Origin of the sequence: Nonomuraea sp. NPDC001636 (genome assembly GCF_040298265.1) — a bacterium.
Classification (GTDB): domain Bacteria; phylum Actinomycetota; class Actinomycetes; order Streptosporangiales; family Streptosporangiaceae; genus Nonomuraea.
This window is the reverse complement of record NZ_JBEOZT010000017.1, coordinates 137,383-150,127: the sequence shown is the minus strand read 5'-3', so window position 1 is coordinate 150,127 and position 12,745 is coordinate 137,383. Positions and strand designations below refer to the sequence as shown.

Here is a 12,745-nt window from a genome sequence, read left to right as displayed (position 1 = left end):
GGCTCAGGCGGGGGTGCAGGTGAGGTCGGGGGTGGACGGGGTGCCGTTGGCGATGAAGCCGAACGTGGTCGTGGCGCCGGCGGCGAGCCCGCCGTTCCACGCCTCGTTTTTGACGGACACGGACGAGCCGGTCTGGGTGAGCTTTCCGCCCCAGAGCTGGGTGATCTGGTTCGCGGACGTCCAGGCGGCCGTCCAGCCCGTGATGGCCGCGGAGCCGGCGTTCTTGACGGTCACCTCGGCCTGGTACGCGCCGCCCCAGGAGTTGGTGACCTTGAACGTGGCCGCGCAGCCGCCCTGAGGCGGGTCGGCGGTCGTGAACGACGTGCCGTCGGACGGGGTCGAGCTGTTGCCCGCCGCGTCCCTGGCCACCACCGTGACCGTGTACGCCGTCGCCGGGCTGAGCCCGCCCAGGTCGTACGAGGTGCCGGTGGCCGTGCCCGCCTTGGCGGACCCCAGGTAGACGTCGTAGCCGGTCACGCCCACGTTGTCCGTGGAGGCCGCCCAGGTGACCTTCGCGCCCGAGCCGGTGATGCCCGAGACGGACGGTTTGCCGGGCTTGGTGGGCGCCGTCTTGTCCTCGGAGTCCGTGGTGGTGAACGTCGTCTCGTCCGAGGACGCCGAGGTGTTGCCCGCCGCGTCCCTGGCCACCACGTGGGCGGCGTAGGCCGTGGCAGGGGTGAGCCCGCTCAGGTCGAAGGAGGTGCCGGTGGCCGTGCCCGCCTTGGTGGACCCCAGGTAGACGTCGTAACCGGTCACTCCCACGTTGTCCGTGGAGGCCGTCCAGCTCAGCTTCGCCGCCGTGCCCGTGATCGCGGAGACCGCGGGTCTGCCCGGCTTGCTGGGCGCTGTCGTGTCCCGCTCCTCCGGACCCGGGGGCTCACCCCAGATCTTGGTGGCGCCGCTGTAGAGGGTGATGTTCTTCGTCTGCACCGGCGTCGCGCCCGGCGTGGCCGGGATGCCCTGGTACGACCAGTCGTCGGCCGGGTTCCAGGTGCCCGCGCTGGTGATCCTGAACTGCACCTCCCTGCGGTGCTGCGACTGCCCGGCCGGGGCGATGGCCTGCCCCGAGCAGTCGATGTCCACGTAGAGCACGCTCCCGCCGGCCGAGCCGAGCGTGGGGGCCTTGCACTGCGTGTAGGCCGACGACACGCTGATCTGCGAGGCGGTCGTCGAGCCGTCGAGGGTGAAGTAGTAGCGGAACGAGCCGTCCGACAGGACCCGGGCGGGCCAGGCCGACTGGTTGCGCACGATGGCCTTGATCTCGGTGAAGTTCGTGCCGGAGGCGTTCACGCCGGCCTCGACGAAGATCTCCGGGCCGTCCGGGGTCTCGGCGGGCGGGAAGTTCGCCGCGGGCGCTCCCCCGTACTCCTTGTAGAGCCGGGCCAGGGCGCTGGTGAAGCCGGCGTTGTAGTCGGTCGCGACCTCGTTCATGACGTAGTCGTCGCGTTTGTCGGCGTAGACGTCGTCGGGGTCGGGCGGGCCGCCGACCAGCGCGCCGTACAGCGTGTGGCGGCTGTTGACCGGGTTGGTGATCTGGTCGGTCCACGAGCCGTGCGCCGTGCGGTGGTGCGGGTTCTTCGGCGGGTTGGTCCCGAACCCGATCAGGTACGAGGAGTTGCGCGGGTTGTCGCCGAGCGCGTAGTTGATCTGCCGGACCGCGAAGTCGTGGTAGCGGGCCTTGCGCACCGGGTCGGTGATCGAGTCGCTGTGCACGAGCGCGACGAACGAGGTGTTGGCCGCGTACCGCAGCGACCCCCACCGGTCCAGCACGGCCTGGCCGCCCGGCGAGTACCTGACCTTGGAGCCGTTGACGCCGACCGTCCACCAGTCGAGCCAGCGGTCGGCGTCGTCCAGGTACTTCTGCTTGCCGGTGAGCTTGTGCAGCAGCACGTACGCGCCGTACGACTTGTCGTCCCAGGCGATCGTCCACTTGTACGACTTCGTCGTGCTCTGCGGTTCGTTGCCCAGGTTGTCGTAACCGGCTTCGGCCTTGGCCAGGTAGGCGGCGTCGTTCGTGGCCCGGTAGAGCCAGATCGCCCCCCAGACCAGCTCGTCGTTGTAGCCGCTCCAGGAGTTGTAGTAGCCCTGGGCGTCGCTGATGCAGTCGCTGTACTTCTTCCTGACCGTGTCGGCGAAGGAGTACAGCTGCTTGGCGTGCGTCACCAGCTTGTCGGCATATGCCGGATCGGTCGGGCGGAAGACGATCGACGAGGCCGCCATCGCCGCCGCCGTCTCCCCCGCCAGGTCCGAGCCGCCGCAGGACGCGTCGATCTTGTAGGCGGGCCGGTTCATCTGCATGGCCTCGGCCGGGCCCCACCAGGCGTGGTCGGTGCCGCCGTTGCCGACCTGCCCGTACAGCACGTTGGCCGACGGGTGGGCCTTGACGAAGTAGTCGTTGACGAACCTCAGGTTGTTCAGCAGGTGGGTGAGCTGGCCGGAGCCCGCGTAGGCGTCGCGGTACTCCACGCCGCCCCAGGCCAGCATCGTGGCCGAGAAGGCCATCGGGAAGCCGAACTTGACGTGGTCGCCCGCGTCGTACCAGCCTCCGGTCAGGTCCAGCCCGGCGTCCTTGCCGTCGTTCAGGGCCGAGTCGCCGCGCCAGGAGACGCGGTTCCAGGCGGGCAGGTCGCCCGACTGCTGGGCCTCGTAGAACCACAGCGACTTCTGCAGCGCCTCGCCGTAGGAGAAGGCGGGCGCGGCCGCGTGGGCCACCGGCCCCACCCCTGCGAGCAGGGGCAGGACCAGCGACGCCGCGGCGATCATCGCCGTCTTTCTCACGGGAAGAGCCGCCCGTACTCGGCCAGGGCCACGGCCACGTCCACCTGCGCCCAGAAGCGGTGGTAGTTGAACGTCGGCGCCGGGCCGGTGCCCTGGAGGTAGGCGTTCACCTCGGGCCAGTCGGGGTCGTTCTTGTAGAACGACCTGATCGACATGAACGTCGAGCTGGAGTTGATCGTGTCGCCGTTCGGCATCTTGCCGGTCCAGCCCGGGGGCACGTAGACCGGGTCGTTCAGCCGCTTGTAGTCGGTCTTGGTCTCCGACACCGACACGCCCTTGGCGTCGCGGTTCTTCCACACGCCGTCCAGCAGCGCCTTGGCCATGGTCCTGGCCCCGGCGTGGTTCGCCTTGGCCGCGTAGTACATCAGGGCCTTGGCGTACGAGCCGGCCACGCCGACGTCGTTGGTGTAGTCGGCGACCGTCACGTGCAGGCCGGGGTTGGGCGGCGGCATGCCGTTGGGGTCGCTGAAGTCACCGGCGGGCTGGCCGGTCCACTTGAGCGTCGACGGCATCTGGTACGTGCCGTCCGCGTTGATCGTGGTGTTGGCCATCGCCCAGGTGACCCACTTGTCCAGCAGCGCCTTGGCGTCGGCGTTGCCCGAGGCGTAGTAGAGCTCGGCCACCCGCTCCATGGTCCACGCCTGGAACCCGAACCACTGGTTGGACGGCGGGTCGTGGTAGACGGGCTGCCAGTCGTAGGTCATGCCGTGGAACTTCGGCAGCCCGGCCGGCGGGGTGGCGTAGTGGCCCTCCCAGCTGTTGGTCGCGCCGCCCGCGATGGCGCCCTCGGCCGACTGCAGCCAGGTGTAGAACTGCAGCTGGCGGGTCAGGCTGGTGCTCCAGTCGGCCGCGCCGGTGCCGCTCTTCGGCTTCAGCTCGGCCACGTTGGCCAGCGCCCAGGCCGCGAGCGGGTTCTGGTAGCCGGAGTGGTTGTGGCTGGAGCCGATGCGCCAGGCCCAGCCCGCGCTGGTGTCGCTCGCGCCGCCCCAGGCGTAGTACCAGGACAGCAGGTAGTTGGAGGCGTCCTTGCCGGTGCCCGCGGCGCACGAGGTGCTGGTGCAGCCGGGCTTCTTGAAGTACTTGTCGTACATCGCGTACCGCAGGTAGTCGCCCATCTTGGCGGCCTTGGCGACCGACGCGGAGATCTGCGACTCCTTGCCCTGCTGCTTGGCCCACGTCTGCGCCCAGTACGCCGCCTGGACGGCCCGCGCGTCGGCGTCGGGCGCGTTGGTGTACTTCCACTGCTTGGCGTAGTTGCTGTCCTTGGTGAACAGGTCGAGGTAGCCGTTGGGGCCACCGAACTTGAACGTGTCGCAGGACGGCTGCGGGATCGTCTCGAAGACCGACTCCTCCGGGCCGCGCTGGTAGGTGTTGATGTAGGTGTTCTTGCTCGTGCCGTCGCCGCAGCGGCCGAAGCCGTAGGTGTTGTCGACGTCGAGCAGCCAGTGCATGCCGTAGACGTCACTGGTGTTGTACGCGCTCTTCAGCTCGTTGGCCAGCGGGTCCGAGCCCACGGACACCCCGGAGTCGAGCTGCGTCGGGTACTGCTTGATGTCGTTCCACTCACCGGCGTACGTGGCCGGCTTGGCGGGGTTGTAGAAGGAGTTCGTCGGCTGGTCGGCGGTCGAGGGGATGATGTACTTCTCCATCGAGGCCCACGCGTTGTTGAACTTCGCCCAGTCGCCGGTCACCTGCCCATAGGTCGCCTCCAGCCACAGGTAGTAGCTGTAGGCCTCGGACGTGGTCTCGTGCCCGTGGTCGGGCGCCTCGACCATGAACGTCTCCACCGAGTGGTACGGCACGCCGTCGGGCGAGAAGTACCCGTTGGCCGGGTCGTGCAGCTCGTTGTACATCTCGACGAACCGCTTGACGTACTCGTTGTCGCCGCCGAGGTCGTCGTCCGCCTCGCTGGCGGTGACCTTGACCGGGGTGTAGCCGGTCGCGCTCACCGTGAACTCGGCGGTGCCGCTGGTGGTGTCGGCGTCGTCCGCCGCCGCCAGGGTGACGTTCTGGACGGTGTTCCAGTTGGCCGGGGTGAAGGTGAGTGAGCCGCCGGAGCCGACGGTCAGGTCGGCGTCGCCGCTGGTGCGGGCGGTGGTGACGGTCACGTTCGCGGCGGGCGCCTGCGAGAGCTTCACGCCGAAGCTCGCGGTGCCCTTCTCCGGCACGGAGATCGTGGTCGGGCTCACCACGAGGGCGGGCCCGGTGTTCTGCGAGACGGTGATCCCGACGGGGGCCGAGGTCGTGGTCGCGCCCCCGTTGTCGGTGGCCTTCGCGGTGATCGAGTAGCTGCCCGCGGCCACGTTCTGCCAGGTGTAGCCGTACGGCGCCGAGGTGTCGGTGCCGAGCAGCGTGGAGCCCTGGTAGAAGTCGACCTTGGACACCGTGCCGTCGGTGTCGGCGGCGTCCGCGGCGATGACCACGGTGGCCGGGGCGGTGAACGTCTGGCCGGCGGTGGGCGAGGTCAGCGCGACCGTGGGCGGGGTGTTGGCGCCGCCGCAGGTCACGCCGTTCACGGTGAACGAGGTCGGGCTCGGGTTGCTGCCCGTCCAGGTGCCGTTGAAGCCCATGGTGGTGGAGGCGCCGGTGGCCAGGCTGCCGTTCCACGGCATGTTGGTCGCGGTGACGTGGGTGCCCGACTGCGTCCAGTTGGCGCTCCAGCCGGTGGGCGTGTACTTCTGGCCCGCGGTCGGGAAGTCGAAGCCGAGCGTCCACGAGGTGATCGGGTCGCCGGTGTTCTTCAGCGTCAGGTTGGCGGTGAACCCGCCCTGGCCGGGGCTGCTCGTCCACTGGTTGGCGGTGTACGTCACGTCGCAGGCGACGGCAGCGTGCGCGGGCAGCGTCGCGAGGGTCGTGGTCGTGCCCGCCGCGAGCACGAGCGTCGCGGCTCCGGCGAGCCGCCTCGACAGGCGGGAAAGGCGGGAAGGAGGTCTGTGTTTCAAGGGATCTCCATGGGAGTAGGGGGTGTGGGAGCGCTCCCAAGGGGGATTGTGGGTGACCGGCGGCGTATGTCAACGGATCGCCCGTCCGGCGGCCCCCGCGTTTCCTCTCACCAGGCTGCCGATGATGAAAGTTTCATCCACGTTACGGGGCATTCGGCGAGCATGCGGCCCGGGAACGCCCGCCGCGGAGCCGCGCTCATTTACAGGGCCGGGAGGGCGTCTCACTATGGGAGCGCTCCCAGCCAACTGACGTTCTGGAGATGATCGCTAGTGAGACTCCACAGCGGCCCACGCCGATGGGCCGTGATCATGACCGCCGCGAGCGTCGCGGCCCTCGGGCTCGTCGTCGGCCAGACCACGGCCGCCAGCGCCGCGGTGAACTGCGACGTGACCTACTCCGCCAACTCGTGGACGAGCAGCCCCGGTCAGGGCGGTTTCACCGCGAACATCACGTTGAAGAACACCGGCGACCCGATCACCTCGTGGACGCTGGGCTTCGACTTCCCCAGCACCGGCCAGCAATACACCCCGACCGGCTGGAGCGCCAACTGGACGCAGTCGGGCACGCACGTCACCGCGACGAACATGCCCTACAACGGCAGCCTGGCCACCGGCGCCTCCACCACCATGGGCTTCAACGGCACCTGGACGGGCAGCAACAACCCGCCCACCTCCTTCACCGTGAACGGCGTGACCTGCGGCGGCGTCACCCCCACCACCCCCGCGGTGATCACCTCCGCCAGCTCGGTCGCGGTCAACGAGGGCGGCACCGCCACCTTCACCGCCAAGCTGTCCTCCGCCCCCTCCTCGAACGTCACCGTCACCACCCAGCGGACCAGCGGTGACACCGACCTGACCGTCAGCGCGGGCGGCTCGCTCACCTTCACGCCCGCCAACTGGAACACCGCCCAGACGGTCACCCTGGCCGCCGCCCAGGACGCCGACACCACCGCGGGCACGGCGGCCTTCTCCGTCGGCGGCACCGGCGTCACCTCGGCCACCGTCAACGCGACCGAGGTGGACGACGACGCCGTCGTGGAGCAGGCCCTGCTCGTGACGCCCACGTCGGTGACCGTGCCCGAGGGCGGGACGGCGGCGTACACGGTCAAGCTGGCCGCGCAGCCGTCCGCGAACGTGACCGTCACCTCGACGGCGGGCAGCGGCGACGCCGACCTGACCGTCTCCGCCGGCGGCAGCCTCACCTTCACGCCCGCCAACTGGAACACCGCCCAGACGGTCACCCTGGCCGCCGCCCAGGACGCCGACACGACCAACGGCACCCGTCCCTTCACGGTCGCCGCCGCCGGCCTGACCAGCAAGACGGTCACCGCCACCGAGGCCGACGACGACGGCCAGCCGCCCACCGGCCACGTCGAGAACCCGTACGCCGGCGCCACCGGCTACGTGAACCCGCAGTGGAAGGCCAAGGCCGCGGCCGAGCCAGGCGGCGCCGCCGTCGCCAACACCTCCACCGCCGTGTGGCTGGACCGCATCGCGGCCATCGCCGGCTCCTCCGCGGCCATGGGCCTCCAGGCCCACCTGGACGAGGCCGTGGCCCAGGACGCGCTCAACGGCTCGGCCCCGCTGACCGTGCAGTTCGTCATCTACGACCTGCCCAACCGCGACTGCTCGGCGCTGGCCTCCAACGGCGAGCTGCTGATCGCCGAGAACGGCTTCAACCGCTACAAGGCCGAGTACATCGACGTGATCGCGAACATCCTGCGCGACCCCAAGTACGCCAACCTGCGCATCGTCACGATCATCGAGCCCGACTCGCTGCCCAACCTGATCACCAACACCGGCAACTTCCCGAAGTGCGCCGAGGCCAACGGGCCCGGCGGCTACGTGGACGGCGTCCGGTACGCGCTCAACAAGCTGCACGCCATCACCAACGTCTACACCTACGTGGACGCCGCCCACCACGCCTGGCTCGGCTGGGACTCGAACTTCGGCCCCGCCGTGAACCTCTTCTACAACATGGCCGCGGGCACCACGGCCGGCGTGGACAGCGTGGACGGCTTCATCGTCAACACCGCCAACTACTCCGCCACCAAGGAGCCGTACTTCACGATCAACACCCTGGTGAACGGCCAGACCGTCCGCCAGTCCAAGTGGATCGACTGGAACTACTACGTGGACGAGTCCACGTTCGCCACGGCCCTGCGCACCGCGCTGGTCAGCAAGGGCTTCAAGTCCGGGCTCGGCATGCTGGTCGACACCTCGCGCAACGGCTGGGGCGGCACCGCCCGTCCGGGTGGCGCGAGCACCTCGACGGACGTGAACACCTTCGTCAACCAGTCACGCGTCGACCGGCGCATCCACGCCGGCAACTGGTGCAACCAGAGCGGCGCGGGCCTCGGCGCCCGGCCGACGGCCAGCCCCGAGGCCGGTTTCGACGCCTACGTCTGGATCAAGCCGCCGGGCGAGTCCGACGGCGCCAGCACCGACATCCCGAACGACGAGGGCAAGAAGTTCGACCGGATGTGCGACCCGACCTACACCGGCAACAACCTCAACGGCAACAACATGTCGGGCGCCCTCGGCGGCGCCCCGCTGTCCGGCCAGTGGTTCTCCGCCCAGTTCCAGGAGCTGGTCAGGAACGCCTACCCGCCGGTCAGCTGACTCACCGAGCCGGCCGGGGGCTCCGGGGCCCCCGGCCGCCGGACGAGGGGCCCGCCTGACCCGGGCCCCTCGTCCGGTGAAGGAACCCGGGCCCCTTCACCTCGACCGGCGCCACTCGTCCCGGCGCCGGTCAGCGGTTCTCGCGCCACTCCGACACGACGTGATCGACGTCGAAGGGCATCAGGTTGAGCGGCGGCCCCGGCAGGCCCTTCCTGATCGCCTCGCGGATCTTCTCGTTGACCTCTTCGAGGATCTGCCGCACCTCGGTCTCGGACCGGGCCCCGCGGGCCTGCCGCAGCGCCTCCTCGGCCTCCTTGCGCAGCGCCAGCGTCGGGGGCAGCGGCATGGACAGCCCCTCGCTCTCCAGCTTCTGCTTGATCCACCACATCTCGTCGTGCGGCCGGTCGAGGCCGGGTAGCGGCTTGCCCGCGCCCGGCAGGTCGTCGAACTCCCCGCGCTCGGCCGCCTCGCGGATCTGCCGGTCGATCCAGCTCTCGAACGGCATGCCCACCGGCTTGCGGTCGGTCATGGACGCGGCTCCTCTCACGCCAGGTTGTGGCTCGGCGCGACCGGCCCGCGCCAGCCGAGCACGGCCTCGGTCATGCGCACGGACGCCACCGTCGCGGCGACGTCGTGCACCCGCAGGATCCGGGCGCCCTTGAGGATGGAGACGACGTTCGCGGCGATCGTCCCCTCCTTGCGCTCGCCCTGCGGGCGGTCGATGGTCTCGCCGATGAAGTCCTTGTTCGACAGCGCGACCAGGGTGGGATAGCCGATGGCGGTGATCTCCTCCAGCCGCCGGGTCAGCTCCAGGGAGTGGAAGGTGTTCTTGTTCAGGTCGTGGCCCGGGTCGATGATGATCCGGTCGGGGGCGATGCCGGCCTTGAGCGCGAAGGCGACCCGCTCGCGCAGGAAGCCGGCGACCTCGGCGACGACGTCGTCGTAGCTCGGGCGGAAGACCCGCCGGCCGGGCCCGCCGAGGCTGTGGGTGACGACCACGCTGGCGCCGGTCTCGGCCGCGACCTCGGCCAGGCCGGGTTCGCGCAGGCCGTTGGTGTCGTTGATGACGTCGGCGCCGGCCTCGACGGCCGCCCTGGCGACCTCGGGGCGGTGGGTGTCGACCGAGATGACGGCGTCGGTCGCGGCCCTGACCTCGGCGATCACCGGGACCACCCGCTCGATCTCCTCCTCGACGCCGATCGCGGCCTGGGCGGCGCTGAAGGCGAACCCGCCGATGTCCACCCAGTCGGCGCCCTCCTCGACGGCCCGCGCGCAGGCCGCGACCGCGCGGTCGAGCTCGTACGTGCGGCCCTGGTCGTGGAAGGAGTTGGGGGTCCTGTTGACGATGGCCATGATGGCGATCTGGCGTTCGAAATCGAACTCCCGCCGCCCGATGCGGCGGACCGGGGAGATGATCTCGGGGGGATTGTTTCCGCCGCTCACGTAGTGGCCCCTTCCGTCTCCTGCCGAGCCTACCCGGGGCCGTGGCAGGGCGGTCGGGCGCGCCCGCGCTCAGACCTGGAAGCGCCCGGACGGCCCGCCGCCGCCGGTGACCCGGATCCGCTTCATGGAGCTCGGGGAGGCGGAGGCGTGCGGCAGGCGCATGGTGAGCCGGACCGTGGTGCCGTCCGGGCCGGTGCGGACGTCCACGTCGTCGCACAGCCGCCGGATCAGGTAGATGCCGCGGCCGGTGTAGGAGAGGGTGGACGGCCGGACGTCCCCGTCGAGGTACGCCTGCGGGATGCCCGTCCCCTGGTCCGTCGTCTCCGCGCGGATGACGCCGTCGACCGTCCACAACGTCAGATGCCCCCGCCCGCCCGCGTGCTCCACGGCGTTGACCACGCTCTCGTGCACGGCGAGCACGAAGTCGTCGAGCCGCCCGTCGCGCAGCCCGCTGTTCTCCGCCTGCTCGGCGACCGCGCGGCGCAGCTTGGTGACGTCGTGGAGGGTGAAGACCTGGGTCAGGAGAAGGGCCATGGCGCTCCTTCGTGTCGTCACGACACACAGGCCACGCCTCTGGACCTTGCGTAGAGAACCGTCCCCTTCCCCGGCCGGGCGGTCCTACACCTCCGGATCAGGGGTGGGCGCCGACCCCCGTGGCCAGCTCCTTGACCCGGCCCAGCGGGCCGCCGTCGGGGGCGAGCGGCGGGGTCTCCATGCCGGCGCCGTCGTGCAGGCCGTCCAGCAGTTCGCGCATGGCGTCCCAGGAGGAGTGCCGCGGCCGCCAGCCCAGGACGTCCCTGGCCTTGTCGGTCTTCATGACGGGGATGCGCAGGGCCAGTTCGAGCAGGCCGGGCGAGGCGGGCACCAGCCGCAGGTGCCAGCCGGCCGACATCAGCGTCCTGGCCAGCCAGGGCGTGACCGGTATCGTCCGCGTGCCGAGGAGCTTGGCCAGGTCGGCGGGGTCGAGCACGGGTTCGGCGGCCAGGTTGAAGGCCCCCGACACCGTCCTGGTCACCGCCAGCCGGTACGCCTCGGCCGCGTCGTCGGCGTGCAGCACCTGGAGCCGCAGTCCGGGCACGTCGGGCACGAACGGGACGCGGCCGGGCCGGATCAGCCGGCGCGGCAGGAACGGCCCGGCGAACAGGCGGCGCTGCTCGGTGGCCGCCGCCCGCTGGAAGATGAACCCCGGCCGCATCCGCACCACGCGGATCGCCGGGTGGTCGTGCTCGAAGACGTCGAGCACCCGCTCGACGTACGCTTTCTCCCGGCCGTACGCGGCCCCGGGCCAGCCGTGCGTGGGCCAGCTCTCGTCCACCGGCCGGTCCTTGGGCCCCGGCGAGTACGCGCCGACCGAGGAGGCGTGGACCAGCGCGGGCACCCCGGCCTCGGCCACCGCGCGGAACACCCGCATGCTGCCCAGGACGTTCGCCCGCCAGGTCACGGCCGGGTCCCTGGTGGGCTGGAACAGCCACGCGAGGTGCACGACGGCGTCGGCGCCCTCGAAGATGCGGGACAGGTCGCCGGTGGCGACGTCGGCCTGCCGCCACTCGGTCCGGTCGATGCGCCATCCCGGCAGCCGGCGGGCCACGCCCACGATCGACGTCACGTTGTCATCCGCGGCGAGCGCGCGTACGACGCTCGTGCCGACATTGCCGGTAGCCCCGACCACCACGACTCTCATGCCCGCACCGCTGCCCGTGCCCGGGAGGGTGAAACCCCTGGTCAGGGCTGTAGCACGATCTTTATCGCGCCGTTCGCCTTCTTCTGGAACATCTCGTACGCCTGCGGCGCCTCCTCCAGCCGCATGCGGTGGGTGGTCAGGTCCATGACGCCGAGCGGGTCGGAGTCGTCGGTGACCAGCGGCATGAGCCGGTTGATCCACCGCCGCACGTGGGCCTGGCCCATCCGCAGCGTGACGCCCTTGTCGAACATGCGCAGCATCGGCATCGGGTCGGTCATGCCGCCGTAGACGCCGATGACGGAGATGACGCCGCCCCGGCGGACGGTGTCGATGGCCTGGTTGAGCGCGGCCAGCCGGTCGACGCCCGCGTGGGACATCAGCGGCGCGGCCACCGCGTCGGGCAGCAACCCGGTGAGCGTCTGAGCGATCTTGGCGGCCGGTGAGCCGTGCGCCTCCATGCCGACGGCGTCGATCACCGAGTCGGTGCCGCGCCCCGAGGTGAGCTCGCGGATCGCCCCGGGCACGTCGGAGGTCTCGCTGCCGTCCACGACCTCGATGCCGTGGCGGCGGGCCATCTCCAGGCGTTCGGTGACGCCGTCCACGCCGATCACGCGGTGGCCGAGGTGGCGGGCGATGCGGGCGCACATCTGGCCGATGGGGCCGAGGCCGAAGACGGTGACGCTGCCGCCGTCCGGGATCTCCGCGTAGTCCACGGCCTGCCAGGCCGTCGGCAGCACGTCGGACAGGAACAGGAAACGCTCGTCCGGCGGGCCCTCGGGCACCTTGATCGGGCCGAACTGGGCCTCGGGCACGCGCAGGTACTCGGCCTGGCCGCCGGGCACCTGGCCGTACAGCCTGGTGTAGCCGAACAGCGCGGCGCCCATGCCCTGCTCCTTGACCTGCGTGGTCTCGCACTGCGCGTACAGCTCCATGCCGCACATGTGGCAGTGGCCGCAGGAGATGTTGAACGGGATGACGACGCGGTCGCCGGGCCTGATGTCGGTGACGGCGGCTCCGACGGCCTCGACGACGCCCATGGGCTCGTGGCCGAGGATGTCGCCCTCGGCCATGAAGGGCCCGAGCACCTCGTACAGGTGCAGGTCGGAGCCGCAGATGCCGGAGCTGGTCACCCTGATCACCGCGTCGTTGGGCTCCTTGATGGCCGGGTCGGGGACCTCCTCGACCCGTACGTCCCGCTTGCCGTGCCAGGTGACGGCCTTCATGACGCCTCCAGATGGGATTCGGACGGCACAAATCCCGCATACCCCCACATAGAGCT

At 70.6% G+C, this 12,745-nt stretch carries 8 protein-coding genes; 1 reads left to right on the top strand and 7 read right to left on the bottom strand.

The annotated features are described in order from the left end of the window. Positions 1-3: 3 nt before the first annotated feature. Together ABT158_RS29175 and ABT158_RS29170 are read right to left on the bottom strand one after the other, a co-directional pair. Positions 4-2,763, bottom strand: a complete 2,760-nt coding sequence (locus ABT158_RS29175) for a glycoside hydrolase family 9 protein (protein ID WP_352358852.1) — start codon at positions 2,761-2,763, stop codon at positions 4-6. Positions 2,764-2,774: 11 nt separating this feature from the next. Continuing rightward, positions 2,775-5,720 carry a glycoside hydrolase family 48 protein gene (locus tag ABT158_RS29170; protein WP_352358702.1) on the bottom strand — a complete coding sequence of 982 codons (2,946 nt, stop codon included), beginning with the start codon at positions 5,718-5,720 and terminating at the stop codon, positions 2,775-2,777. A gap of 309 nt (positions 5,721-6,029) precedes the next feature. On the opposite strand from ABT158_RS29170, the gene ABT158_RS29165 reads away from it, so the two are divergent. Continuing rightward, entirely contained in the window at positions 6,030-8,342 is a 2,313-nt protein-coding gene (locus tag ABT158_RS29165; RefSeq protein WP_352358700.1) for a glycoside hydrolase family 6 protein, read from the top strand. 130 nt (positions 8,343-8,472) lie between these two features. Here ABT158_RS29165 and ABT158_RS29160 read toward each other — a convergent pair whose 3' ends face one another. From ABT158_RS29160 to ABT158_RS29140, 5 genes are all read right to left on the bottom strand, one after another. Then, on the bottom strand, positions 8,473-8,871 hold the full coding sequence (locus ABT158_RS29160) for a DnaJ family domain-containing protein (protein ID WP_352358698.1): 399 nt from the start codon (positions 8,869-8,871) through the stop codon (positions 8,473-8,475). A 14-nt stretch (positions 8,872-8,885) separates the two neighbouring features. Beyond that, the gene (gene folP, locus ABT158_RS29155; RefSeq protein WP_352323007.1) at positions 8,886-9,785 is read right to left on the bottom strand and encodes a dihydropteroate synthase; all 900 of its coding nucleotides are present in this window, start codon (positions 9,783-9,785) and stop codon (positions 8,886-8,888) included. A 69-nt stretch (positions 9,786-9,854) separates the two neighbouring features. After that, a complete protein-coding gene (locus tag ABT158_RS29150) occupies positions 9,855-10,319 on the bottom strand; it encodes an ATP-binding protein (RefSeq protein ID WP_352358696.1) in 465 nt (154 codons plus the stop codon). 97 nt (positions 10,320-10,416) lie between these two features. Next, on the bottom strand, positions 10,417-11,466 hold the full coding sequence (locus ABT158_RS29145) for an NAD-dependent epimerase/dehydratase family protein (RefSeq protein ID WP_352358694.1): 1,050 nt from the start codon (positions 11,464-11,466) through the stop codon (positions 10,417-10,419). Positions 11,467-11,507: 41 nt separating this feature from the next. Further along, entirely contained in the window at positions 11,508-12,689 is a 1,182-nt protein-coding gene (locus ABT158_RS29140) for a zinc-dependent alcohol dehydrogenase (protein ID WP_352358692.1), read from the bottom strand. Positions 12,690-12,745: the final 56 nt, after the last annotated feature.